The following is a 25,041-nucleotide window of genomic DNA, read 5'->3' as shown; positions in this document are numbered from 1 at the left end:
GACACTTTATTTAGTTAGGCAACCTTGAGGGCATGAACTCGGTAATCACCCGGGCTCATGCCTTTTAATTTCGTTTTAATACGTTGGTGATTGTAATAATGGATATACTCCTCTAGTTCTTGTTTGAAATGCTCCATGCTGTCGAACTCTTGTAAATAAAGTAATTCAGATTTTAGTAGCCCAAAGAAATTTTCTATAACGGCGTTATCGAGACAATTTCCCTTTCGGGACATACTTTGTGTAATGCCATGTGTCTTCAAGGATTGGGAATAGGATTTCATTTGATAATGCCAACCTTGATCTGAATGGAGAATGGGTGTATCTCCTGATTCTAAATGCTTGATGGCTTGGTCCAACATCTTGTGGACTAACGAATAGGTAGGACGTGACTCTATTTGGTAGGCGATGATTTCTCCATTAAATAAATCAAGGATGGGAGATAGGTACAATTTTTCACCATATAAATGGAATTCCGTCACGTCCGTCACCCATTTTTCATGAGGCTTGGTGGCCTTAAAATCCCTTTGGAGTAGATTAGGCGCAACCTTTCCCACCTTGCCTTTGTAAGAACGATATTTCTTCATCCTTACCATACATTTTAACCCCAGCTTATTCATTAACCGAAGCACTGTTTTATGGTTCACCTTAATCCCCCGATTACGCAATTCTAAAGTAATTCGTCGATATCCATACCTTCCTCTATGTGAATGAAAGATTTCTTCAATGACAGGCTTGATCTCTGCGTATTTATCCTGACGCCGAAAGGCGTTTATCCAATAATAATAAGTGCTCCTTGCGATATTTGCGACAGATAGAAGTAGCTTTAAGTTACATTCTGCCCTTAGTTCGTGTACTACTTTCGCTTTTTCTTGCGTGCTAATTCCTCTTTTTCCTGAACTAAGGCTCTCAACTTTTTTAAATAGGCATTCTCCACACGTAACCGTTCATTTTCTGCCTTTAAAGCCTCTAACGACCCTTCTTCAAATGGTTTCTTATTTTCTTTCCCCATAGATGGACGCCCCTTTTTCTTTGTTATAAGGGCGTCTACTCCTCCTGCTTCATATTGGCTTCGCCACTGACTGATGGTAGAAGGAGAAGAAATATTGAATAACGCAGCGGTTTCACGGATTGACGTCCCTTGTTCATTCATATATTCAAGTACTTTCAGTTTATCTTCTGCCGTATAAGTTGTATAGCGTTTTTCAAATGCACGCACTCCATGATGATTATACTGATGAATCCAATTAAGTAATACTGATTGGTGAACACCAATGGACTTAGCTATAGTTTTTTGCCCCTCTATTCCTCCTAAATACCTCTGTACAGCTTGTGTTTTCTGTCGTGCTGTAAATTTAGCCATATAAAAAACTGCACCTCCAATTGTTAGATGTGTCTAACAATTGGGGTGCAGTTCAAATTGTGACGTCTTTTCTTTTCAAGGGAAAGGTGCATCTGCAGAAATCCGCTTCATTCTTCTTTACTAGGAAAATAAAAAAAGTATCGAGCGTATTCCTCAATACTTTTTTTACCCGAAGAAGCTGTCTTAAAATCAGACAGCTTCTCAATGGTCCGTTATTTTGTAAGTTCAATTAATAAATCACCTGTGCTGATTGCTTCTCCATCGTTTACATAGATATCTTTAATGGTTCCGGAAAATGGAGCTTGTACAGTCGTTTCCATCTTCATCGCTTCTGTAATAATAAGATGATCGCCCTGCTTAACTTGATCTCCTTTATCCACCACTACTTTAATAACAGTCCCCGGCATCGTTGCACCGATGTGCTCTTTATTTTTCGAATCTGCTTTAATTTTTGACTGGACAGAAGTTTTCACATTTTCATCTTTAATCACAACTTCCCTGGATTGTCCGTTTAATTCAAAATAGATTAACCGGGTTCCATCTGCCAGCGGCTGTCCAATGGATACAAGCTTAACAATCAACGTCTTCCCTTTTTCGATCTCAACCTCGATTTCTTCCCCTAGGCGCATTCCATATAAAAAGGTAGCTGTATCTAAATTCGAAACATCTCCAAATTGGTCGCACGTCTTAGCATAATCCAAGAAAACTTTCGGATAAAGGGCATAGGCAAGTACATCAAAATCCGTTACCGGTCTGCCGATTTCTTGGAACAGTTCCTCCCTCAGGGCATCAAAATTTACTTCTTCAAGCAATTCGCCCGGACGCACTGTAATTGGTTTTCTGCCTTTTAAAATAACATCCTGAAGTTCCTTAGGAAATCCACCGACAGGCTGTCCTAGATATCCTTCGAATAATTCGATAACTGAATCAGGGAAATCAATAGATTTGCCTTTATTCAATACGTCTTCTTCTGAAAGATTATTCTGGACCATAAACAGTGCCATATCCCCTACCACTTTAGATGAAGGGGTAACCTTAACAATGTCGCCAAACATATCATTCACACGCTGGTACATGCGTTTTACTTCGTTCCATCTGTCTCCCAGTCCGACAGCTTTTGCCTGCTGCTGTAAATTGCTGTACTGTCCGCCTGGCATCTCATGCTTATAAACCTCAGTATGAGGAGACACCATACCGCTTTCAAAGTCTCGATAATAATGACGGATTCCTTCCCAATATTGAGAAAGTTCTTCTAAATGGTCAATATCAAGTTTAGGCTCTCTGTTTGATCCTCCCAAAGCATACATGAGAGTCTGTGTGCTTGGCTGAGATGTCAAACCTGCCATTGATCCGATTGCCGTATCAACAATATCCACACCAGCTTCAATTGCCTTTGCATACATAAAAACGCCATTTCCGCTTGTATCATGCGTATGAAGATGAATTGGAAGAGAAACCGTATCCTTCAGTTCTGAAATTAAACGGTAAGCTGATTCGGGCTTTAGCAGTCCAGCCATATCTTTTATGGCTAGAATATGAGCACCGGCATTTTCAAGGTCTTTAGCCATTGTTTTATAATAATCGATATTATATTTGCTTCTGTTTGGATCGAAAATATCACCTGTATAGCAAATGGACGCTTCTGCAATTTTACCTGCTTGGCGAACTGCATCTATCGCCACTTCCATACTTTTCACCCAGTTCAGGCTGTCGAAAATCCGGAAAACATCAATGCCAGTTTGGGCAGACTTTTCAACAAATTCACGAATAACATTGTCAGGATAATTTTTATAACCGACTGCATTGGATGCTCTCAGCAGCATTTGAAATAAAACATTCGGAACTTTTTCCCGCAGTGCAATAAGCCTTTCCCAAGGGTCTTCCTTCAAGAAACGGTAGGCCACATCAAAAGTGGCGCCTCCCCACATTTCCATCGAGAATAAATCTGGAGTGAGCTTAGCTGTAGGTTCTGCAATTTCCAGAAGATCCTTTGTCCGCACCCTTGTAGCCAACAGAGACTGATGGGCATCTCGGAATGTCGTATCTGTTATCAATACTTCCTTTTGATCTTTAATCCAGTTTACAAGTCCGTCTGCCCCTTGTTCATTAAGGATATCCTTGGTCCCTTTTATGTACTCCAGGCCCTTCGTTTCAGGAACAGCCACTGATTCAAAAACGGGTTTTTTCTTTTTTTCAATACCTGGGAAACCATTAACTGTCACATTCCCAATATAGGAAAGCAGTTTAGTTCCTCTGTCTTTGCGCACCGGAAAGTTGAATAACTCAGGAGTCGTATCAATAAAAGATGTATCATATTTTCCATTTAAAAACTTTTCATGCTGAACGACATTCTCTAAGAATGGGATGTTCGTCTTAATGCCTCTGATTCGGAATTCTTTTAAATTCCGAAGCATTTTTATTGCTGCCTGCTCAAATGTAAGAGCCTGTGTCGACAGTTTAACAAGAAGAGAATCATAATAAGGCGTAATGACTGCACCTTGAAAACCATTACCAGCATCAAGCCTTACGCCAAAGCCGCCGCTTGAACGGTATGCCATGATCTTTCCAGTATCAGGCATGAAATTATTTAATGGATCTTCAGTTGTGATTCGTGATTGGATGGCATACCCGATAGTCTGGATGTCCTCCTGAGCTGGAATTGCGACAACATCATCATGCAGGTTATGTCCCCTGGCGATTTGAATCTGCGACTGAACGATATCTATTCCGGTAATCATTTCAGTAATTGTATGTTCAACTTGTACCCTTGGATTGACTTCAATAAAATAAAATTCGTCTCCGGATACAAGAAATTCAACCGTCCCCGCATTCACATAGTCAACATTTTTCATAAGGTCAACTGCTGCATTGCAGATTTTTTCTCTTAGTTCATCACTGAGCGAAACAGATGGGGCAACTTCAACAACCTTCTGATGTCTCCTTTGAACAGAACAGTCTCTTTCATATAAATGAACGATGTTTCCGTATTTGTCACCTAAAATTTGAACTTCTATATGTTTTGGATTTTGAATGAAACGTTCCACATAGACTTCATCATTGCCAAATGCCGCTTTTGCCTCTGACTTGGCACGCTTATAAGCTTCAGAAACTTCATTTTCATCATGCACAATCCGCATTCCGCGGCCGCCGCCTCCGAGAGACGCTTTAATGATGATTGGGTAGCCATATTTCCGGCCAAAATCTGATACTTCATTCACATCTGAAACAGGCCCGTCACTGCCTGGAATTACAGGGATTTTAGCAAGCTCAGCCTGTGTTCTTGCTTTGACCTTATCCCCGAACATATCAAGGTGCCTGCTTTCAGGGCCTATAAAAATAATCCCTTCTTCTTCACAACGCTTTGCAAATTCAATGTTTTCAGAAAGAAAACCATATCCTGGGTGAATCGCATCGACACCGCTCATTTTTGCAATTTCAATGATTCCTTCAATATCTAAATAGGCATCAATCGGTTTTTTCCCTTCTCCGACTAAATACGCTTCATCCGCCTTATAGCGGTGATAAGATCCGAAATCCTCCTTCGAATAAATCGCCACTGTTTGGATATTTAATTCTGTACATGCCCGGAAAATCCTGATAGCAATTTCTCCTCGGTTTGCCGCCAGCACTTTCTCAATTCGTCTCTCCATATTTAACACCTACTTTTATGTATTTAATGGATATATAGAAAAAAAGCCTATTTTTTAAGCTTTTTAATTCTCTAACACAATTGAACGGTTATAAATTGAACCATTTTATTATTTTAATATAAATGGTTTAGCCCTGCTATAAAGCAACCCTTATATATTAAATAATTACCTGCGCCTCATTTTTCAGTAAGCGCTTTCCTCTATACATATATTTCAACGTTTACTGATCCTTATTTTTTTGAATAATCATTAAAAAATGAATTATAAATATTTTCAATAATAGTATAACAATAATACGAAAATTTACTTTATTCAACAAAAAAATTCAAATATTGATGATTTTTTTCTTTCTATTTTTCACTGCACGATTCAAACTGAGCAAAGTAAAAAAACCCAAACAATTATATTGTCTGGGTTTCAGATTGTCGACAAAAGGCCTTCAGAATGGTCTCATTCTGAAGGCCTTTTGTCTTTTTGAGATTTTCTTAGGTATTTTATGGTCTGATTTTAAGCAAAATGCTCTTCGAGTATTCTATTTTAGACCATAGCCGAAGCTTGCCATGTCCAATTGGCAAGCTTCTTTAAATTCATAGCAGCAAAAGTAAGCATCGCCTGCATGGACAATTTTTTAATCCCTCGAAGGGTTGTCCATCGCATACCATGCTTTTCTTTCGCATCCGCAAAGACACGTTCAATCGTTTCTTTGCGTCTTGCATATATTTGTTTGATATCGTTTTGATGACGAAGATGATCTGCTTCCTCCACATACTGCGCCCAAATATGACGTTCAATCATTTTTCTGTGTTCCTTACTATTTGTACATTGAGCGAGTAAAGGACAATTGGCACATTGAACTGGGTTCGACTTGTATTGGCGTTTGCCTTCTTTGGTGGTAGTTGAATATTTTAGAACCTGTCCTTCCGGACATAGGTAGCAATCATAGTACTCGTCATATACATAATCGTGCTTGCGTAAAAACCCATCTTTCGTTTTGGGTCTTGTATAAGGAAGTACTGGTTGAATCTCATGTTCAAATAAGAATTTAGTAATCGCAGGAGTTTTATAAGCAGCATCGGCAGCAACAGCAAGTGGCTTCTTCACTTTTTCCATAACCTTTTCAACAAGTGGCTGAAGCATATGACTATCATGAACATTTCCAGGTGTCACAACCGCCCCAAGTATAAACCCATACCGGTCCGCAGCCGCATGGAATGAATAAGCAAACTGTTTCGTTCTTTCATCTTTTACATAATAGCCACTTTCAGGATCTGTTGTGCTCTCTTTAATCTCCTTAACTTCTTCTTTTTCAAATTTATCTGATGGGAAAGGTTTCTTCCCATGATCAACTCGATCCTGATTCAATTCTTCTTGAAGTTTAGCTTCATATGCCCGAGTCTCTTTACGAACTATCTTCTTTTCGAATTTACGTTTATTCGCACTTGCTTTAACATGTGTTGAATCGATGAAGACATGGTCAGCACTTAGTAGTCCTTTATCTGCAATTTCTTTAAGAATTCGATAGAAAATCTGTTCGAAGATATCCGTATCTTGGAAACGACGTTCATAATTTTTACCGAAGGTAGAAAAGTGCGGTACTTCTGAATGAAATCCAAACCCTAAAAACCAACGATACGCCATATTTGTTTCAATTTCTCTTATTGTTTGACGCATTGAACGAATTCCAAATACATATTGAACAAATGTCATTTTAATTAATACGACTGGATCAACACTAGGTCGACCTAGTGTTGAATACAGTGATTCAACTAGTGGATAGATGAAAGAAAAATCAATAGCTGATTCAAGCTTTCTGACCAAATGATCCTGTGGTACAAGTTGCTCTATTGTAATCATTTCCATTTGATCACGTTCACTTATTTGATTTTTTGTCATCATATCCATTCACCTCAGACATTTATTTAGAAAGGAGTTGATTGTAGTGCAGGCGGCGACTCCTGCGGGAAAAGCGTGAAGGCCGATACCCCGCAGGAGCAAAGCGACGAGGAGGATTGGGCCACGCCCGCGGAAAGCGTCCGCCGAAACGAAAATCAACTAACACTATTTCAAAAACTATTACTATTATTTTAAAAGAAAAAAGCCTGTAGGCAAACCCGAAATTTCGAGTTTGTCTACAGGCTGAAACCCAAACAATTATATTGTCTGGGTTTTTTTTAGCAGGATATTTATTTTCTTAAGGAAGCCTCGTGAAGAGCAGATAATTCCCTCTCTAACGTTTCCAAAAGCGATTTTCCTTCTGTTTCGTCAACCAGGCCTAAACGAACGGCAAAATCTATTTCACGTGATAAGCCGAACATTTGAGTATCCAGAACCTCTTCATATAGAGGACATTGAGGCATAGTCAAGTTATCCATTTGTACTTTTATCAATTTTAGAATCTTGTCAGCATCTGCTTTTAATAAAGCAAAAGCTTTTTCACGATGATTGACAAGCATTTCAGATGCCATGAAAATCCCCCCGCTCAGAGCGATTAAATCTTATCTATAAATTTTACCTTTAGTTTGGCAAAAAAGCAAGAAGATCAGCGGACAAAATAAGAATAGTCTTTTTTGCCCAAACTCGGGGACCTTCTCAATATGACTTTTCCATTAAGTTTGCTTATAATGAAGACTGAATAAGAAAAGAAGGGAATGTTATATGTGGACTCCTCCATCGTGTTTATCAACGGCAAAGTGCAATACCCAATCACTCTCGATCCGGGCGTTTGGATTTTTGATGACAGGAAAGTTGAAATTGATGAATATTTTCGCGATAAGCGTACAGACGAAAAGGACGAACTTGAAAACTATACAATGAAAGCTGCTAAGTTTTGGCAGAAGGAAATTGCTGAAGGGGCGATCCTTCCGCCGACTCTGAAAACCGAACGGAAATTTGAGAAAGTTAAATTGATGACGGGAACATTTGGGATTCCTTTTAAGCCTTTCTTAAAAAACGCAGAACCTTTGAAAGGAACCTCTGAAGTGATTGTACTTGCTGATGGCAAGGAATCCACTTTTTCAATGGAAGAAGCAGAAAACTTCTTTATTGGTTTCTCAAAAGACGGAAAACCGCTGAAACCTGAGGAAGGCGGTCCAATGCATATTTATTTTGGAAACGGTTCAAATTTGGACAGCCCCATCACGAATGTTCGCTCATTCACTGTTAAGTAAAATGACGACGGCAAGAACTTCTCTTGCCGTTTTTTTTAAAGCAATTTAGCTGATAGCTGAGCAATACCAGACCGCTCTCCCTTGATCAGTTTGACATGTGCAGCCATTTTTTCCTGTTTAAAAACCTCTACAACATACGTCAGACCGTTATTATATTCATCAAGATATGGATGATCAATTTGTTCAGGATCCCCCATTAAAACAATCTTACTCCGATCTCCTACCCGTGTAAGAATCGTCTTCACTTCATGCTTTGTAAGGTTCTGTGCCTCGTCTATGATAATGAATTGATCCGGTATGCTTCTTCCGCGGATATATGTCAGGGCTTCCACTTCTATAGAACTCATACCGGCAAGAATGGCATCTAATTCACCGGGCTTTTTCGTATTAAATAAATATTCTAAATTATCAAATATCGGCTGCATCCACGGCCTCAGTTTCTCCTCTTTTTCCCCTGGCAAATAGCCAATATCTTTACCGACAGGAACAATCGGCCTTGCCACCAGCAGCTTTTTATAAAAGCCTAAATCTTCTGTCTGCATTAATCCGGCGGCAAGGGCAAGAAGGGTTTTCCCCGTTCCAGCCTGCCCTATAAGCGTAACCAGAGGGATATCCATTCGAAGTAATGCCTCAAGCGCCATTGTCTGCTGTACATTTCTCGGTTTTATTCCCCAGACATGCTCCCCATCATACCTCAGCTTTTTCACATTTTTACGTTCATGATCAATAATTCCAACTGCTGAAGAGGAACCGCCAAGCTCATCCTTCATGAGGAGAAATTGATTAGGATAATGGCCAGTTTCTCCGCCCTTGTCCTGAAGCGGCATGTATCCATTTAAATAAAATTTGTTAAGACTGTCAATCGGCAGAAATTCTTCTTTAAACCCCGTATAGATATGGTCCAGTTCGACAACCCGATCATTCAAAAAGTCCTCTGCTTCTAAACCGATTGCATCTGCCTTTACTCGAACCAGCGTATCCTTGCTGACTAAAATGACCGTTTTTCCTGCTTCTTTTGTTTCTTCTTCTAATGATAAATTTTTAGCAACGGCAAGTATCCGATTATCATTGGTCTTTTCCACAAAAATTTCCTGCAGCTTATGAAACGATCTGTGATTCAGCTCAATCCGCAGTGTCCCTCCATTATGCAGAGGAACTTTTTCATATAGTTTCCCCTTTTCCCTGAAACCATCAATCAGCTTGGATACTTGCCTGGCATTTCTTCCAATTTCGTCCATATACCTTTTTTTCGAATCCAGTTCTTCTAACACAACAGCTGGAATGACTACTTCATTTTCTTCAAATTGGAATATCGCATATGGGTCCTGTAATAATACATTCGTATCTAACACATAGATTTTGCCCAATAAGACGCCTCCTGCCTGCTAATTGTCGAAAAAGCCCTATCATAAGCCCTCACCTTGCAGCTTATGTAGCGGACGAGACTGATGATAAAATATATGTTTCTGCAAATAAAGATAGAAGAACATTTGAACACTATTAAAAATTTTGTTAGTTTAGCTTAACAAAATAAAAAGCATGAAATTTACTCCAATGTATATATACCCTATATGTTAGAAAATGGTGAGGAGTGAAAAACAGCGCACCGCCCTCCTTTTCAGGCAAAGAAAGGTAAAAAACCGCTCTATATTTTAATACTGCTTTTCATCCTTCATGGCTGTCATCAAACATGGTATACTAAAATGGATTATGAAAGCGAGGGTTTAATAAATGAGAGTAAAATGTGTCATTTGTGATGAAATTGAATCAATCGCCGATGATTGCCCTGAAGCAAAAAAACTTCGCAATCGTCCCATCCATACATATATGTGTCAAAAATGCCATCAGCGCATCGAAGAAAGAACGAAGGCCCGAATCGAAACGGGTAAATTCCGACTGTATAGAACAGCAGCAAAAGAAGAGGAATGGTAATTTAAAAAGAATAGCTATTGAACATAAAAAAACCGTACATTTGTACGGTTTTTTTATCTATATCGCCTGTAAATTATTATGGCTGTCTTGAAGTCATACCTTCCCGGCCTTCTTTCTTCGATTGCCGAAGCCGAAGCCGGTATATGCCGAGAACGGCGGCTGCTATCAGCAGCGCCTCTGCCATTGGCAAAAAGACTGCTAAGAAACAAAGAAAGGTGCATCCAAAAGCCATTACAGCATAAATCACAACATTTTTAAGCAAAGGCAGTTTTTTAGCAAAACCTAGTTGGTATACGATTATACATAATACGAAAACCGTTATATACAAATACCACATTCCCGCTTCTGGATTTTCATCTACCCTGAATAATGCTGCAAAAAATGACAGTCGCTCTTGGATACCCAATCTCATTCCTCCTCAGACGTTACTCATTAATTTGATTCAGCGTATTTTTTCTTTTTAGCTGCTTTTTCACGTTCGTTCTTGTTGAGGACCTTTTTCCGTAAACGGATAGATTCTGGTGTAACTTCGCAATATTCATCGTCATTCAAGTATTCCAATGCTTCTTCTAAAGATAAAATCCTTGGCTTTTTCATGGATGTGGTTTGGTCTTTGTTTGCTGAACGCATATTTGTCATCTGTTTTGCTTTAACAATATTAACAGTCAGATCGTTTTCACGATTATGTTCGCCGACAATCATACCTTCATAAATTTCAGTGCCGGGCTCTACAAAAATAACTCCGCGATCCTCTACTCCCATAATACCATATTGTGTGCTTTTTCCTGTTTCCATCGATACAAGAACACCTTGACGTCTGCCGCCAACCTGTCCGGACTGCATTGGCTGATAGCTGTCAAAAGAATGGTTCATGATACCATAACCGCGTGTAAGAGTTAGAAATTCTGTAGAATATCCGATTAATCCGCGTGCTGGAACATTAAAGATCAGACGGACTTGTCCGCTGCCGTTATTAATCATATCAAGAAGTTCACCTTTACGGGCACCGATTGATTCCATAATGCCTCCAGTATGTTCTTCAGGCACATCGATCTGGACGCGCTCAACCGGCTCACAGCGTACCCCGTCAATTTCACGGACGATAACTTCAGGTTTCGACACTTGAAGCTCATATCCTTCACGGCGCATGTTTTCAATAAGAATAGATAGATGCAATTCACCGCGTCCGGAAACTGTCCAAACATCTGGAGAATCTGTATTATCAACTCTTAAGCTTACATCTGTCTGCAATTGAAGACGAAGACGTTCTTCGATTTTACGAGCAGTCACATACTTACCTTCACGTCCCGCAAATGGACTGTTGTTGACAAGGAATGTCATTTGCAATGTTGGTTCATCAATACGAAGGACCGGCAATGCCTCTTGGTGTTCTGTCGGGCAGACTGTTTCACCTACGTTGATATCTTCCATACCGGAAACAGCAATTAGGTCTCCTGGGTACGCTTCTTCGATTTCAACTTTTTTCAAACCAATAAAGCCAAAGATTTTTGTGACACGGAATTGTTTAACCGATCCATCAAGTTTCATAAGGGATACTTGCTGGCCAACTTTCATAGTTCCGCGGAAGACACGTCCGATACCAATACGGCCGACATAATCATTATAATCAAGCAGTGCCACTTGGAATTGAAGAGATTCTTCACTGTTATCAACAGGAGCCGGTACTGTTTCAATGATAGTTTCAAACAATGGAACCATGTTTTCTTCCTGTTTAGCCGGATCTGGATCTTTACTTGAAGTACCTGCAATACCTGAAGCGAAAATAACTGGGAAGTCCAGCTGATCATCATCTGCACCCAATTCAATGAATAGGTCAATTACTTCATCCACAACCTCTTCCGGACGGGCTGAATCTTTATCAATCTTGTTTACTACTACAATTGGAGCAAGTTTTTGTTCCAACGCTTTTTTTAGTACAAAACGAGTTTGAGGCATGCAGCCCTCATAAGCGTCGACAACCAAAACTACGCCGTCAACCATTTTCATGATTCGCTCTACTTCACCGCCGAAATCGGCATGTCCAGGAGTATCCAGAATGTTGATGCGTGTGTCTTGATATTGAACTGCTGTATTTTTCGCAAGAATAGTAATACCGCGTTCTCTTTCTATATCGTTAGAGTCCATAGCACGCTCTTCCACATGTTCGTTTTCACGGAAGGTACCTGACTGTTTCAATAATTGGTCAACCAATGTTGTTTTCCCGTGGTCAACGTGGGCGATAATGGCTATATTTCTAATATTTTCTCTTAATTTCAAAAGATTCACTCCTATATAAAATTGTATAAACGTATCTTTAGCATTAACTTATATATTATATCACAAACATACTGGAATCAAATAATAAAATTAGGTACAATAGCATTATTAGGGGTGAAAATAATGAATATCAAATGGGATTTTCTATTATTGGCTGTCTTAGCCACTATCGCAATCGGCTCAATCGGCGTTTTTATTGCTGTGAAAAGCTGGATTGGAGCTCTGGCTGCAGTCGCTTTAATTATTTTTATAATGGGATTTGGGTTTACGAGAAAGAAAAAACTGCGGGAATCAGGAAAACTATAAGTTTTTTGATTTTCATTGGTTTAAATAAAAAAGGCCGTCTGCGGCCTTTTTTATTTGTTCATATATCGATTAAGAATCACTTCATGAAGGCCTGGCCTTGAAACAAACAGAGAGCCTCCATCAATAAAATCTAGTTCCTCGCCGTACACATTGCTGACTTCTCCGCCTGCCTCTTCCACTAACAGTACCCCTCCGGCAAAATCCCATGGGGCCAGTCGCATGGTTATATAGACATCAAGGCGGCCCGCAGCGACATAAGCGAGTTCTAATGCCGCGGAACCATAAGATCTCATCCCCCGGACATCGTGGACGAGAGGGGCAAGCACTTGGTGATCAATCCTTTTGTTTTCCGTAACCCAGCTTGCATTCAATGAAACAATGGACTCTTCCAGCTTGCCATCCGTCAGTTTAGAAAGTGGCACATCATTTAGAAAGACCCCTTCTCCTTTAACAGCATGATAAAGTTCATCCAGCACAACATCATACACCATGCCAAATTTCCCTATTCCATCTTCAAAAACACCGATTGAAATAGCAAAATTCCTTTGTTGATGGATAAAATTCAAGGTTCCATCAATAGGATCAATGATCCAGACTACCCCTTTCAGGTCCCTGACTTCATCCCCCATTCCCTCTTCTCCTAATATCCTGTGGCCAGGATATCTTTCTTTGATTTTCCCAATAAAGAATTCTTCAGTTTCCTTATCAATATTCGTCACTAGATCATTGGGATTAGATTTTGCCTGAATATTAATCTTAGTCGTGAAAGACGCAATAATTCTTTGTCCCGCTTCCCTAATCCATTGTTTTGCTGAACTTTCCATTTCCTTTATCGGTATCATCGTTTAACCCCGCCCTTTACTGTGACAAGCAATCAAATAGTTGGTACAAATAAACAAATAATTTACCTTTATTTTGACATATTCCGTTTAAAAATAAAAGGCGGACACTTCGTGATGATACATAAAGTGTCCGCCTACTTATTATATGCTTCCAAATCATCCCGCTTATACATGCTTTTGTATATCTCCCTTATTAAAAAACATCATTCATTTACAATGCTTTCAATTTAAGTAATTCCACACGGATTTTTTCAAGTTTTTTCTTACATTGTGTTTTTTTATTTTCATTATCTTCACCAATCGCTTCAAAAAGAGTTGCTAATTCATAGTCCATTTCCATTCTCAAGACCGCAGCACGATGTTTTTCGACTTCTTTAGCCTTTAACGCTTGGTTCATGACTTGTTTCATAATTAACATTCTCCCTTCGTTAATTCACATAATTTTCAGAATTTATTTATGTTTCTCCTATCATATGATGTTCGAACATAAATAGCAACAAAATTATACTTATGACTATATAGAAAAATTTCATAGTAAGTAGACGGATGATTTTTTACTTACTTCCCACCTGTGCTAAAATATAAACAAACTATGCTGTAGGAGAGATTTAATGACTATGCTGAAATTTACAGAAAAAGATTTTGATGTTTTCCAAATAGACGGACTGGATGCCCGCATGGAAGCCTTGAAAGAAAATATCCGCCCAAAACTTGAAGGACTCGCGGAACAATTCACTCCAAAACTGTCCATTCAGACAGGTGATGAGCTACATGCTCATGTAGCCAAACATGCCAGAAGAACCATCAATCCTCCAAACGATACCTGGGTTGCTTTTGCAGCAAACAGCCGCGGATATAAAATGCTTCCGCATTTTCAAATTGGCCTTTGGGGCACCCATGCTTTCATTTGGTTTGCCGTAATTTATGAGGCGCCTAACAAAGCTGAGATTGGAAAGGAACTGGAAGATAATCTTGACCGGCTCTACAAAGAGATTCCATCTCATTTTGTTTGGTCAAAAGATCATACCAAACCAGAAGTTATCCCTCATGAAGTTCTATCTAAAGAAGAGCTCAAAGCTTTGTTCCAAAGACTGCAAAGTGTCAAAAAAGCTGAAATTCTTTGCGGTGTGAAGCTCCCTAGAGATTTGGTCACCAAAATGTCTGAACAGGAATTTTTGAAAACTATTCAAGATACATTTGACCATTTAATACCCCTGTATTCTTTGAGATAAACCGAATCATTTCTATTATTAAACAGGCTGTCCGGTCTAATATACGGGCAGCCTGTTTTCTTCTCGTCCTATTTGCTGAGTTCATTTTGTTACAGCAATTTTAGCGGATTGAATGAGATCAATAATCTCCTGTTTTCTTCCTTCTTGCAGGCATTGAATAATTTTACTGCCCACAATCACGCCGTCGCAATAAGCCGTTGTCTCCCGTACATGCTCTGGCGTAGAAATCCCAAAACCGGCCAGCACAGGAACAGGGCTTAATTCACGGGCTGTCTTAAGATATTCGCCGACCTCTTTCCCAAAGCTTTTTCTGGCACCTGTAATTCCTTTTACAGTAACAGCATAAATAAATCCTTCCGCCTCTTTTGTAATGGCTTTGACCCTTTCTTCTGAAGAAGTCAACGTAATCAATCTGATCAGAGTGATCCCGGCGGATTTTATCGGACTAAAAATCACTTCCTCTTCAGGAGGCAGATCAGGAATAATACACCCGGCTACGCCAGCCTTTACAGCATTCTCAGCAAAGCGCTCGATCCCATAGGCTAAAATGGAATTAGTATAGCCCATCAAAATCACCGGAATAGTTACTTCAGAGGATATCCGCTCCAGCTCCAGCAAAATGTTATTTAAAGTCACTCCTTCTTCTAATGCCCTTATACCAGCAAGCTGAATCACGGGGCCGTCTGCAACGGGGTCAGAAAAAGGTATTCCAAGTTCGATTGCCGTTGCCCCATTCTTTTGAAAAAACAATAAATCTTCTTTCAGCCGTTCCAGTCCGCCGTCACCGGCCATGATATACGGGATAAACGCTTTTTCTCCTCTTTCTTTTTCTGCCCTAAGTGCCTGCGCAATTCGGTTATTCTCCATGTTCTGCTCCTCCTAGTTTAGATTGAACGGTTTCTACATCCTTGTCCCCTCTTCCGGACAGACAAATAACCAAGCTCTCATCTTTGCTCATTTCTTTAGCAAGCTTCATAGCAAAAGCTACAGCGTGAGAGCTTTCCAATGCAGGGATGATCCCTTCCTGCCTGCACAGCATTGTTAAAGCCTCCAAAGCTTCCTGATCGGTCACGGAATGATACTGAACCCGATTGATATCTTTAAGATAACTGTGTTCAGGACCTACACCAGGGTAATCAAGACCGGCAGAAATAGAATGCGCTTCCTGTATCTGACCGTCTTCATTTTGCAGAACGTACATAAATGATCCATGAAGCACCCCCGGCTTCCCTTTCGTAAGACTAGATGCATGAAGGCCGGTATCCAGTCCGTGTCCTGCTGCTTCTACTCCATAAAGACGGACTGCTGCGTCTTCAATAAACGGATAAAACATCCCCATTGCGTTGCTTCCTCCCCCTATACATGCCACAACTGCATCAGGGAGCCCGCCTTCTGCTTCTTGGATTTGCCTTCGTGTCTCTGTACCTATGACACTCTGAAAATCACGGACAATCACCGGGAAAGGATGCGGTCCTAAAACCGACCCCATAATATAATGAGTATCATCAACGTTGGCCACCCAAAATCTTAAGGCTTCGTTCACTGCATCCTTCAATGTTCCGCTTCCCTGTTCAACAGATACCACTTTGGCTCCCAGCAATTCCATTCGGAAGACATTTAGCTTTTGCCTTCTGATATCTTCAGCGCCCATAAAAATGATGCATTCCAAGTTCAGCAAGGCACAGACTGTCGCTGTTGCTACACCATGCTGACCCGCTCCAGTTTCTGCAATTACCTTCTTCTTTCCCATTCTTTTCGTCAGCAGTGCCTGGCCGATTGTATTATTAATTTTGTGTGCGCCCGTATGATTTAAATCTTCCCTTTTTAAATATATTTTGGCTCCTCCTGCAGCTTTCGTCAGATTTTCGGCAAAATAAAGGGGCGTTTCCCTGCCAACATATTGCTCCAGATAGTAATCCAGCTCTGTTTGAAAAGCCGGATCCAGTTTAGCATCATGATAGACTTGCTCAAGCTCTTGAATGGCAGCCACCAATGTTTCAGGTATGAATTTACCCCCGTATATTCCATAATGTCCGTTCTGATCAGGCTGTGTATATACTCCCATTATGCCTCGTCCTCTCTTATTGGTTTTTTTGCCATTTTAATGAAATCTCGTATTTTTTTTGGATCCTTTTTTCCCTCTGTCTCTACCCCGCTTGCTACATCCACTCCGGCCGGGGATACTGACTGGATGGCTTTTCCGACATTTTCCGGAGTTAAGCCGCCGGCCAGCAAAATTTTCTCAGGGAGGAGACCGGAGTCTTTCAGGATTACCCAGTCAAGTGTTTTTCGGGATCCAGCCTGTTTTTCTTTTGGCAGATCCAATAGATGAAATTCTGCGGGATAATCGGCAGCGGCTTTTAAATCCTCTAAAGTCCGGATGGACCATGCTTTAATAACCGGATAAGGCAGCTCCCTCGCAAATTCTTCAGGTTCCGAGCCATGAAGCTGTATGAAATCAACGCCTGCCTCAGCAGCAGTTCGGATAACCTCTTCATATTCCTGATTCATAAAGACGCCTACTGTCTTTGTCCCCCCTGGCAGTTGGTTTATAATCGAGGCAGCATCCTCAGGCTCTATTCTTCTGCTGCTGTCAGCAAAAATGAACCCAAGCAGATCTGCTCCTGCTTCAGCCGCTAACCGGCCGGCTTCCGCTGTTTGTATGCCGCATATCTTCACTAACATGTTTTCCGCCTCCATCAGGTTACCTGCAGCGCTTTGACCATTTGTGAAACATTATTGGCACGCATTAAAGTTTCACCGACAAGAATTGCTTTTGCACCGGCCTCTTTCACTCTTATCGCGTCTTCTCTCGTCTTGATACCACTTTCACTTACAAGGATATGCCGGCTTAAATCAATATTCTTGGCCAGTCTCTCTGTTACTGAAAGATGCACCTCAAATGTTTTCAAATCCCGATTATTTATACCGATCAGTTCAGCCTCTAATGTTAAAGCAGTTTCCAATTCAAATTCATCGTGAACTTCAGTCAACACATCAAGTCCTAAACTTTTCGCATAACGATACAACTGTTCTAACCGATTGGCCGGAAGCGCTGCTACTATCAAAAGAATAACAGTTGCTCCATGATGTCTTGCATAATCAATTTGAACTTCGTTAATAATGAAGTCCTTGCAAAGCCTTGGAATAGATACAGCTTCACTTACATCATGCAGATCCTTGAACGTCCCTTTAAAAAAACTCTCATCCGTTAGCACCGAAATCGCAGCAGCCCCATTTCTTTCATATTCCATTGCCTGCTGCACAGGGTTTACATCAAGATTAATATTTCCTTTTGACGGGGAAGCCCTTTTTATTTCAGAGATAATCTCCAGGCGGCTGGCCTTTCTCAGTTTTTCAACAAGCGAAGGACCATTGCTGACTGATTCCGCCGTCAGTTTATTCTTTTTTAAATGTTCGATTTCCACTTTCTTCTTATTAATAATTTGAGTTAAAATGTTTTCCATTTATAAAACCGCCTTATTCCGATTTCCCAGCGTGATTAAAGATTCCAGCTTGTTTAATGCTGCACCGCTGTCAATACTTTTTCTGGCCAAGTTTACGCCTTCAGGAATGCTTGATGCCGTCCCATGAGCGAAAAAACCCAGCCCAGCATTAAGCAATACCGTATCTCTGTATGGACCCTTTTCTCCCTTTAAAATTCTAAGCAGGATTTCCGCATTTTCCTTCGCATTACCTCCCTTGATTTTCTCGTTATCAAATCGAGTCAGCCCTGCTTCTTCCGGAGTCAGTGTGAAAGACGTTATGTTCCCTTCATTCAGCAGAACCAGGGAATTTTCTCCTTGGAGACTGGCTTCATCCATCCCTCCTGCTCCATTTACGATTACAGCCCTTTTTCTGCCCAATTTTCTTAAGACTTCTGCAAAAAGCGGCAGCATATCTCTTCGGTTTATTCCAAGAAGCTGCGTTTTCAAATCAACAGGGTTCGTCAATGGACCAATCAGGTTAAATACAGTCGGGATCTTTAATTCTTTCCTGACCTTCATGATTCTCGCAATTTTCGGATGGACAGACGGTGCAAACAAAAAGGCGATGCCAATCTCATTTAATGCTTTTTCCATTTGAGCAGAGTCCATATTCAAATCGACACCCAGCGTTTCCAGCACATCCGCACTCCCAGTTTTGCTGGAAATGCTCCGGTTACCATGCTTGGCAACCTTCAGCCCTCCCCCGGCCAAAACAAAAGCGGATGTTGTACTGATATTAAAACTTTGGGAACCATCTCCGCCTGTACCGCAATTATCCATGACATTATCGCCATCTATTTCAACAGACATTGAAAAACTCCGCATCGTGTTGACGATTCCCGCAATTTCTCCTGCTGTTTCACCTTTTGATTTTAATGCAACCATAAAGGCTGCAATCTCACTGTCATTGATTTCATTTTCAAACAAGGACTTTGCCGCTATGCTCATCTCTTCTTCTGTCAAATTACGACGCTCTGCTAACTTCTCTAAATATCTCTTCAAAACTCATTCCTCCATGTTTGAATTTTATTGAGTAATTTCCTTCATCCGTTCTTTGTGAAAGTCCAAAGCGATTCTTTGAAATCTGTGCAGCAATTCTTTTCCTGTCAGTGTTCCGATTGATTCCGGATGAAACTGCAAGCCATACAGTGGAAATGTACTGTGGCGTATCGCCATAATTTCACCATCGTCATCAGAATAGGCGGCAGCCTTCAGCTCCTCCGGCAGACTCCCTTTCTGAATCACAAGTGAATGATACCGCATCACAGGAAAAGCTTCTTCCTGATTTTTAAACAGATCTGAACCGTCATGTTTGACGATAGAGGTTTTGCCATGCATAATATTCTGAGCCCCGACTACTTCGGCTCCAAACGCTGTACCTATCGCCTGGTGCCCCAGACAAATACCGAGAATTGGCTTTTCCTTATAAAACCGTTTAATCATATCTACACTGATTCCAGCATTCTCCGGCCTTCCGGGCCCTGGTGAAATAATAATAGAATCTGGATTCAGACTCTCTATTTCTCCCAGTGAAATTTCATCATTTCGTTTTACAAGAATATCTTTTTCGACTTCTCCTAAATATTGATACAGATTATAGGTGAATGAATCATAATTATCGATGAGCAATATCATTTTTTATGAACCTCCATCAGCGCTTTTGCTTTATTTTGCGTTTCTTCATATTCCTTTTCAGGATTAGAATCGTAAACAATTCCTGCTCCCGCCTGCACGGTTGCTTTTCCGTCTTTAATGATCATCGTGCGGATAGCCAAGGCCATATCAAGCCGGCCGCCAAAACCAATGTACCCGATGGAACCGGAATACAGGCCTCTTTTGCTGTTTTCCAGTTCATTGATTAATTCCATCGCTCTGATTTTCGGAGCACCCGATACTGTCCCTGCCGGCAGGCAAACTGCTAAGGCATCCAACCCATTTACCCCTTCTTTCAGTTGTCCGCTGATTTTAGAGGCAATGTGCATAACATGCTGATATCGTTCAATCTTCATTTCTTCCGTCAGCTTAATTGAGCCTATTTCACACACTCTTCCTAAATCATTTCGGCCCAGGTCCACCAGCATCCTGTGCTCTGCTAATTCCTTTTCATCTTTAAGCAGACTTTTTTCATAGCCTAAGTCCTCCTCCACTGTCTTTCCTCTCGGCCTTGTTCCGGCAATCGGATTAACGTGAACAACTCCGTCCGATACGCTTATTAAACTTTCCGGTGAAGATCCCAGAACGGTCACATTACCGAATTCAATATAAAACATGTAAGGAGATGGATTGGCCAGCCTCAGTCGGCGATATGCCTGGAAAGGGTCGCCCTTATACGCTGCCTGGAATCGTTGAGAAAGCACAATTTGGAATACTTCGCCGTCTATGATTGCTTCTTTCGCTTTCTCTACCATTTCTACAAATTCTTCCTTCGTAAAATTCGAATGATAATTCAGCGGCTCAAACTCAAGGTCTTCATGGATCAGCGGCCTCTCAGCTAATTTTTTCATTTCCGCAAAGCTCTCTTCTTTATTTTCCTCCGCTGTGATCAAATGGATTTTTTGCTTTAAATGATCAAACACGAAGAGCTGCTTAAAAAATAAGAAATGTGCATCCGGCATACCCAGTTCATCAGCAGGGACCGTTCCTATATTTTCATGCTGCCGTATGACATCATATCCAAAGTACCCAATGGCTCCGCCGTTGAATGGAAGTTTCTCAGGCAATTCATCCACTTCCACACACAGCTCTGATTTCAGAAAGTCTACAATGTTCATATTCTTTCTTTCAGCCGTATCAATCACATGGTCCTGAATGACAATTTCGGATCCATAAGCCGCAACTTCCAAGTATGGATGGTTCCCAATATAGGAATAACGTCCTTTATCATGATGAGAATGGGAGCTTTCCAGAAGAAACTTTTTCTCACCGGCAATTTTCTGGAATATGGCAATCGGTGTATGAATATCTCCCTCAATTGTTTCTATCGAAAAGTGAATTTTCTTCGGCATTTTTGTCTGATTCATGTGCTTATACCCCCATTTTGGTAATAAAAAAATCCCCTGCATGCATAATAACTGCCTGCAGAGGACGATTTTGACCGCGGTGCCACCTCGTTTGGAAAAATGAATTTTCCCACTTTCCTTAAAGATAAACAATCTTTAAGATTCAGATAACGGCGAATCACCGGATTTCCCTACTGCTGTTTCAAGAAATCACTCATAAGTCCATTCACCTTTTTATAGCATGCCGGTTTCCACCATCCCAGCTCTCTGTCACGCATCTAAAAAAGCTACTACTCTTAATCAAAGATTTTGAATATTCAGTTACCAATTATTAGAAGCTTCTCATAAACTTTACTGTTCTAACCCTAACAGAACGTTTTCTGCAAGGATCCTTACCTGTTCCCCATTTCTATTTAGGCTTCACTGAAAATGATAAAAGCTGCATTTGTTTTATAAGGCCCTATTAAAAAAACGCAAAAAGGGCCCTCATCCAAAGGACGAGGAACCCGTGGTACCACCTTTATTAGCTAAAACAGCTCACTTTACGGTATCCAAATTGAACACCTTTCCCTTGTAACGATGGGACTTTTCGCCAAAGCCTACTCCTTAAAAGTTTCGGTTTGGAGCTCGGAAGGCCATTCACTTTACTTTGTCCGCCAGTTCGCACCACCCACCGGCTCTCTTGAGAACAGCATAAAGTTACTTTTCTTCGTCAATGCCTTTATTCATTAAAATCTTACTTGTTATACTAATCCTCTTTTGAACTTTTGTCAACCCAATTATCCGAATTTTCTTGTTGTTATTTTTTCAGCTGGATCCAGGCACCGTCTTCTGCATTCTTGGCAGCTTTGATAACCTGATAGGCTGAATAGCCGCTACTCTTCTGAAATTCATCTGTATAATTTTTTTCATCTGCTTTGCCGGGGACAATTTCTTTAAATCTCCTATAAGCTTTCATTAGTTCTTCTTTTTGTATTTTGCTTTCGTATGCTTTTTCAACAGCTTCAAAAAAATGAATGACATCTACAATTTCTTCAGTTGACCACTCAAAGTCCATTGGATATTGATATTCCATTACAGCCCCTCTTTTCTACAGGTCTTATACTTTCAGTCTGCCCATTTTCTCCTGATTTCCTCCGCCTCTCCTATAATCTTGCTGAATAGTTCCGAAGCAGACGGTATATCATGAATGAGACCCATTACCTGGCCGGCCCAGCCAAAACCATTATCTATTTCACCTTGATGAATATAACGCTGATTGGCTGTACCGCTTATGTAATCTTTTATCTTTTCATACCCGCCCTGTTCCTTTTCAATCTCTAAAATCTTCTCCGTCCAGCTATTCTGAATCACGCGTGCAGGAGCGCCAATTGATCGCTTAATAACGACGGTATCACTTTCCGTTCCATTTACAAGCGCTTCTTTATATAACGGATGGGCATCTAAACATTCTCTTACAGCAATAAATCTTGTCCCCATCTCAATACCTTCTGCTCCCAAGGCCATGGCAGCCATCAGGCCCCGGCCGTCACCGATTCCACCGGAAGCAATAACTGGTATTTTTACAGAATCCACTACTTGAGGAACAAGGACAGAAGTTCCTATATCCTCTCTTCCTAAATGTCCTCCGCCCTCCTGCCCCACAACCATAACAGCATCAGCCCCTAGCTCTTCTGCTTTGACGGCCTGTCTTTTTGCGGCAACAAGTACAAGTTTTTTTACAGGATAACCTTTTACAAAGTCAAGAAAAGGAGCTGGATTTCCTCCAGTAACAGATACTGCAGCAATCCCTTCATTTAAAGCCGCTTCTAAGAAATGCTCATATGGCCGGCCGTGCTGGCCAATCGCAAAATTAACGCCAAACGGCCGGTCTGTCAAAGACTTTGTCCTGCGTATTTCATCGACCAGTTTTTCCGGTGTTTCCAGGGACATCGCGGTCACCTGACCCAGGCCTCCAGCGTTCGATACTGCAGCTGCAAGATCAGAATATGCTAAATAGGCCAGGCCGCCCTGTACAATTGGATATTGAATCCCTAACAGTTCCGTAACTCGAGTTTTCCAGTTCAAAACCCTTCCCCCCTTATCCCTAATCCCTCTCTGTCATTATGGCAAATATTCCTTGCCTCATCAATCACTAGTGCTCCCTTCCCGGAGTATGTAAAGTCCAGCTAGGCAACACTATAGAGAACATGCTATAATTCTCTTTGTTTTATTATAAAGTTATTATTCAGTAAAGGGGCCAAAAAGAATTGTCACAAAATGAAACTCCCTTATTTACGGGCTTACTAGAGCATGCTAAAAAAGCACCTATCCAATTCCATATTCCCGGCCATAAAAAGGGAACCGGAATGGATCCTGAATTCCGCCAATTTATTGGCGATAATGCATTATCCATTGACTTGATCAATATTGCTCCATTAGATGATCTTCATCAGCCGAAAGGTATCATTAAACAGGCACAGGATTTGGCTGCTGAGGCATTCGGAGCTGACCATACATTTTTCTCTGTACAAGGTACAAGCGGTGCCATTATGACGATGGTTATGACGGTTTGCGGGCCTGGAGACAAAATCATCGTACCGAGGAATGTTCATAAATCCGTTATGTCTGCTATTGTTTTTTCCGGTGCTGTTCCCATTTTTATTAATCCAGAAATCGACAAAACACTGGGGATTTCACACGGGATTTCTGTAGAACAAGTAGAAAAAACACTGGCTCTTCATCCTGATGCTAAAGGTTTGCTTGTCATCAACCCGACTTATTTTGGGATTGCTGCCGACCTCAAAAGAATTGTTGAAATCACTCATTCTTACAGGATGCCTGTTTTGGTTGACGAAGCACACGGTGTTCATATTCATTTTCATGATGAACTTCCAATGTCCGCCATGCAGGCTGGTGCTGATATGGCTGCTACAAGCGTCCATAAGCTAGGCGGTTCTATGACGCAGAGCTCAATTTTAAATGTCAAAGAAGGCCTTGTCTCTGTTAACAGAGTACAATCCATTCTGAGTATGCTAACAACTACTTCTACGTCTTATATCCTTCTTGCCTCTCTGGACACTGCCAGGAAACAGCTTGCCATGAAAGGACATGCAATGGCAGAACAGGCTATAAGTCTTGCCAATTACATGAGGAAAGCCATTAATGAAATTCCGTATCTGTATTGTGTCGGTGAAGAAATATTAGGATCTAAAGCAGCTTTCGATTATGACCCGACGAAATTAATCATCTCCGTTAAAGGATTAGGAATCACTGGTTACGACGTGGAAAGATGGCTTCGTGAGAAATATTCGATTGAAGTCGAACTTTCTGACCTGTACAATATCCTTTGCCTTATTACTCCAGGAGATACAAAGAAAGAGGCAGATATATTAATTCACGCTCTTCAGGATCTGGCAGACCTTTTCCAAAAAGAGGGCTACACCGAGCAAGAAATTACTGTCCTGCTCCCTGAGGCTCCTGAATTGGCACTGTCACCAAGAGAAGCGTTCTATGCAGAAACGGAAGTCGTTCCGATTGAAGAAACAGCAGGCAGAATCAGCGCAGAATTTATCATGGTCTATCCTCCTGGTATCCCGATTTTCATACCGGGAGAAAGAATCACCGAGGAAAATATCACCTATATCCAAAAGAACCTTGAAGTCGGCCTGCCCGTCCAAGGTCCAGAAGATCCGGAAATTAAGTTCCTTCGTGTTATAAAATAAATGCTGAAAAGAACCCGTTCAGAAAATCCGAACGGGTTCTTATTTTTTATGACCGCTTGTTCCATATAAAAGAATCAAGTTATT

The 25,041-nt window shown here is 40.9% G+C and carries 23 protein-coding genes and 2 other annotated features; of the genes, 5 read left to right on the top strand and 18 right to left on the bottom strand.

What is annotated here, in order from left to right; translation table 11 throughout:
- Positions 1-14: 14 nt before the first annotated feature.
- From BQ4305_RS18995 to BQ4305_RS18980, 4 genes are all read right to left on the bottom strand, one after another.
- A protein-coding gene (locus tag BQ4305_RS18995) for an IS3 family transposase (protein WP_110929296.1) occupies positions 15-1,360 on the bottom strand; the annotation gives its coding sequence in 2 pieces (ribosomal slippage) (positions 15-919 and positions 919-1,360; 1,347 coding nt in all).
- 212 nt (positions 1,361-1,572) lie between these two features.
- A complete protein-coding gene (gene pyc, locus BQ4305_RS18990; protein ID WP_110929295.1) occupies positions 1,573-5,010 on the bottom strand; it encodes a pyruvate carboxylase in 3,438 nt (1,145 codons plus the stop codon).
- A gap of 537 nt (positions 5,011-5,547) precedes the next feature.
- Complete coding sequence (locus tag BQ4305_RS18985) at positions 5,548-6,906, bottom strand: IS1182 family transposase (RefSeq protein WP_110926488.1); 1,359 nt, start codon at positions 6,904-6,906, stop codon at positions 5,548-5,550.
- A 287-nt stretch (positions 6,907-7,193) separates the two neighbouring features.
- The gene (locus BQ4305_RS18980) at positions 7,194-7,475 is read right to left on the bottom strand and encodes an Fpa/YlaN family protein (protein ID WP_110929294.1); all 282 of its coding nucleotides are present in this window, start codon (positions 7,473-7,475) and stop codon (positions 7,194-7,196) included.
- Positions 7,476-7,658: 183 nt separating this feature from the next.
- On the opposite strand from BQ4305_RS18980, the gene BQ4305_RS18975 reads away from it, so the two are divergent.
- On the top strand, positions 7,659-8,177 hold the full coding sequence (locus BQ4305_RS18975) for a molybdopterin-binding protein (RefSeq protein ID WP_110929293.1): 519 nt from the start codon (positions 7,659-7,661) through the stop codon (positions 8,175-8,177).
- 35 nt (positions 8,178-8,212) lie between these two features.
- Here the strand turns inward: BQ4305_RS18975 and BQ4305_RS18970 are convergent, their stop codons facing one another.
- Entirely contained in the window at positions 8,213-9,544 is a 1,332-nt protein-coding gene (locus BQ4305_RS18970) for a PhoH family protein (RefSeq protein ID WP_110929292.1), read from the bottom strand.
- Between the two features lie 364 nt (positions 9,545-9,908).
- Here BQ4305_RS18970 and BQ4305_RS18965 point away from each other — a divergent pair, with 364 nt between their 5' ends.
- Positions 9,909-10,109, top strand: coding sequence for a YlaI family protein (locus tag BQ4305_RS18965; RefSeq protein ID WP_110929291.1), 201 nt, complete (start codon positions 9,909-9,911; stop codon positions 10,107-10,109).
- Between the two features lie 76 nt (positions 10,110-10,185).
- Here BQ4305_RS18965 and BQ4305_RS18960 read toward each other — a convergent pair whose 3' ends face one another.
- Both BQ4305_RS18960 and typA read right to left on the bottom strand, forming a co-directional pair.
- The gene (locus BQ4305_RS18960; protein ID WP_110929290.1) at positions 10,186-10,515 is read right to left on the bottom strand and encodes a YlaH-like family protein; all 330 of its coding nucleotides are present in this window, start codon (positions 10,513-10,515) and stop codon (positions 10,186-10,188) included.
- A 26-nt stretch (positions 10,516-10,541) separates the two neighbouring features.
- Positions 10,542-12,386, bottom strand: a complete 1,845-nt coding sequence (gene typA / locus BQ4305_RS18955) for a translational GTPase TypA (protein WP_110929289.1) — start codon at positions 12,384-12,386, stop codon at positions 10,542-10,544.
- Positions 12,387-12,509: 123 nt separating this feature from the next.
- On the opposite strand from typA, the gene BQ4305_RS18950 reads away from it, so the two are divergent.
- A complete protein-coding gene (locus tag BQ4305_RS18950; RefSeq protein WP_324611604.1) occupies positions 12,510-12,692 on the top strand; it encodes a YlaF family protein in 183 nt (60 codons plus the stop codon).
- Positions 12,693-12,742: 50 nt separating this feature from the next.
- On the opposite strand, the gene BQ4305_RS18945 is transcribed toward BQ4305_RS18950, so the two are convergent.
- Positions 12,743-13,534: an inositol monophosphatase family protein gene (locus BQ4305_RS18945; RefSeq protein WP_110929288.1), complete on the bottom strand. Its 792-nt coding sequence runs from the start codon at positions 13,532-13,534 to the stop codon at positions 12,743-12,745.
- 211 nt (positions 13,535-13,745) lie between these two features.
- A complete protein-coding gene (locus tag BQ4305_RS18940; RefSeq protein ID WP_110929287.1) occupies positions 13,746-13,943 on the bottom strand; it encodes a hypothetical protein in 198 nt (65 codons plus the stop codon).
- A gap of 202 nt (positions 13,944-14,145) precedes the next feature.
- Between BQ4305_RS18940 and BQ4305_RS18935 the strand changes: the two genes are divergently transcribed.
- Positions 14,146-14,766, top strand: coding sequence for a YktB family protein (locus BQ4305_RS18935; protein WP_110929286.1), 621 nt, complete (start codon positions 14,146-14,148; stop codon positions 14,764-14,766).
- An 81-nt stretch (positions 14,767-14,847) separates the two neighbouring features.
- On the opposite strand, the gene trpA is transcribed toward BQ4305_RS18935, so the two are convergent.
- From trpA to BQ4305_RS18895, 9 genes are all read right to left on the bottom strand, one after another.
- Entirely contained in the window at positions 14,848-15,633 is a 786-nt protein-coding gene (gene trpA, locus BQ4305_RS18930) for a tryptophan synthase subunit alpha (protein WP_110929285.1), read from the bottom strand.
- On the bottom strand, positions 15,623-16,831 hold the full coding sequence (gene trpB / locus BQ4305_RS18925) for a tryptophan synthase subunit beta (RefSeq protein WP_110929284.1): 1,209 nt from the start codon (positions 16,829-16,831) through the stop codon (positions 15,623-15,625). Before trpB ends, trpA begins: the two co-directional genes overlap by 11 nt.
- Complete coding sequence (locus tag BQ4305_RS21700; protein WP_199880762.1) at positions 16,831-17,451, bottom strand: phosphoribosylanthranilate isomerase; 621 nt, start codon at positions 17,449-17,451, stop codon at positions 16,831-16,833. The genes trpB and BQ4305_RS21700 overlap by 1 nt, the downstream gene beginning before the upstream one ends.
- 14 nt (positions 17,452-17,465) lie before the next feature.
- On the bottom strand, positions 17,466-18,233 hold the full coding sequence (gene trpC / locus BQ4305_RS21695; RefSeq protein WP_199880761.1) for an indole-3-glycerol phosphate synthase TrpC: 768 nt from the start codon (positions 18,231-18,233) through the stop codon (positions 17,466-17,468).
- A complete protein-coding gene (gene trpD / locus BQ4305_RS18915; RefSeq protein WP_110929283.1) occupies positions 18,234-19,256 on the bottom strand; it encodes an anthranilate phosphoribosyltransferase in 1,023 nt (340 codons plus the stop codon).
- Positions 19,257-19,280: 24 nt separating this feature from the next.
- A complete protein-coding gene (locus tag BQ4305_RS18910; RefSeq protein ID WP_110929282.1) occupies positions 19,281-19,889 on the bottom strand; it encodes an anthranilate synthase component II in 609 nt (202 codons plus the stop codon).
- Complete coding sequence (gene trpE, locus BQ4305_RS18905; RefSeq protein WP_110929281.1) at positions 19,886-21,274, bottom strand: anthranilate synthase component I; 1,389 nt, start codon at positions 21,272-21,274, stop codon at positions 19,886-19,888. Before trpE ends, BQ4305_RS18910 begins: the two co-directional genes overlap by 4 nt.
- 57 nt (positions 21,275-21,331) lie before the next feature.
- Positions 21,332-21,566: a binding site (T-box leader), on the bottom strand.
- A gap of 177 nt (positions 21,567-21,743) precedes the next feature.
- Positions 21,744-21,978: a binding site (T-box leader), on the bottom strand.
- A 74-nt stretch (positions 21,979-22,052) separates the two neighbouring features.
- The gene (locus BQ4305_RS18900; RefSeq protein ID WP_110929280.1) at positions 22,053-22,328 is read right to left on the bottom strand and encodes a UPF0223 family protein; all 276 of its coding nucleotides are present in this window, start codon (positions 22,326-22,328) and stop codon (positions 22,053-22,055) included.
- Positions 22,329-22,360: 32 nt separating this feature from the next.
- Positions 22,361-23,320, bottom strand: coding sequence for an NAD(P)H-dependent flavin oxidoreductase (locus BQ4305_RS18895; RefSeq protein ID WP_110929279.1), 960 nt, complete (start codon positions 23,318-23,320; stop codon positions 22,361-22,363).
- Positions 23,321-23,502: 182 nt separating this feature from the next.
- Here BQ4305_RS18895 and BQ4305_RS18890 point away from each other — a divergent pair, with 182 nt between their 5' ends.
- Positions 23,503-24,957, top strand: a complete 1,455-nt coding sequence (locus BQ4305_RS18890) for an aminotransferase class I/II-fold pyridoxal phosphate-dependent enzyme (protein ID WP_110929278.1) — start codon at positions 23,503-23,505, stop codon at positions 24,955-24,957.
- Positions 24,958-25,041: the final 84 nt, after the last annotated feature.

It is taken from the genome of Bacillus massiliglaciei, from assembly GCF_900098925.1.
GTDB lineage: Bacteria > Bacillota > Bacilli > Bacillales > DSM-1321 > Peribacillus > Peribacillus massiliglaciei.
The sequence above is the reverse complement of the archived record's forward strand: the minus strand, read 5'-3'. Positions and strand labels throughout refer to the sequence as shown.

What these genes read in the sequence shown, in the direction of transcription:
- BQ4305_RS21700 (WP_199880762.1), bottom strand. Translation starts at nt 17,451, where the DNA reads ATGTTAGTGAAGATATGCGGCATACAAACAGCGGAAGCCGGCCGGTTA.
- BQ4305_RS18900 (WP_110929280.1), bottom strand. Translation starts at nt 22,328, where the DNA reads ATGGAATATCAATATCCAATGGACTTTGAGTGGTCAACTGAAGAAATT.
- pyc (WP_110929295.1), bottom strand. Translation starts at nt 5,010, where the DNA reads ATGGAGAGACGAATTGAGAAAGTGCTGGCGGCAAACCGAGGAGAAATT.
- BQ4305_RS18975 (WP_110929293.1), top strand. Translation starts at nt 7,659, where the DNA reads ATGTTATATGTGGACTCCTCCATCGTGTTTATCAACGGCAAAGTGCAA.
- BQ4305_RS18950 (WP_324611604.1), top strand. Translation starts at nt 12,510, where the DNA reads ATGAATATCAAATGGGATTTTCTATTATTGGCTGTCTTAGCCACTATC.
- trpE (WP_110929281.1), bottom strand. Translation starts at nt 21,274, where the DNA reads ATGAATCAGACAAAAATGCCGAAGAAAATTCACTTTTCGATAGAAACA.
- BQ4305_RS18980 (WP_110929294.1), bottom strand. Translation starts at nt 7,475, where the DNA reads ATGGCATCTGAAATGCTTGTCAATCATCGTGAAAAAGCTTTTGCTTTA.
- BQ4305_RS18910 (WP_110929282.1), bottom strand. Translation starts at nt 19,889, where the DNA reads ATGATATTGCTCATCGATAATTATGATTCATTCACCTATAATCTGTAT.
- BQ4305_RS18985 (WP_110926488.1), bottom strand. Translation starts at nt 6,906, where the DNA reads ATGATGACAAAAAATCAAATAAGTGAACGTGATCAAATGGAAATGATT.
- trpB (WP_110929284.1), bottom strand. Translation starts at nt 16,831, where the DNA reads ATGGGAGTATATACACAGCCTGATCAGAACGGACATTATGGAATATAC.
- BQ4305_RS18940 (WP_110929287.1), bottom strand. Translation starts at nt 13,943, where the DNA reads ATGAAACAAGTCATGAACCAAGCGTTAAAGGCTAAAGAAGTCGAAAAA.
- trpA (WP_110929285.1), bottom strand. Translation starts at nt 15,633, where the DNA reads ATGGAGAATAACCGAATTGCGCAGGCACTTAGGGCAGAAAAAGAAAGA.
- BQ4305_RS18945 (WP_110929288.1), bottom strand. Translation starts at nt 13,534, where the DNA reads ATGATACCGATAAAGGAAATGGAAAGTTCAGCAAAACAATGGATTAGG.
- BQ4305_RS18965 (WP_110929291.1), top strand. Translation starts at nt 9,909, where the DNA reads ATGAGAGTAAAATGTGTCATTTGTGATGAAATTGAATCAATCGCCGAT.
- BQ4305_RS18935 (WP_110929286.1), top strand. Translation starts at nt 14,146, where the DNA reads ATGACTATGCTGAAATTTACAGAAAAAGATTTTGATGTTTTCCAAATA.
- trpC (WP_199880761.1), bottom strand. Translation starts at nt 18,233, where the DNA reads ATGGAAAACATTTTAACTCAAATTATTAATAAGAAGAAAGTGGAAATC.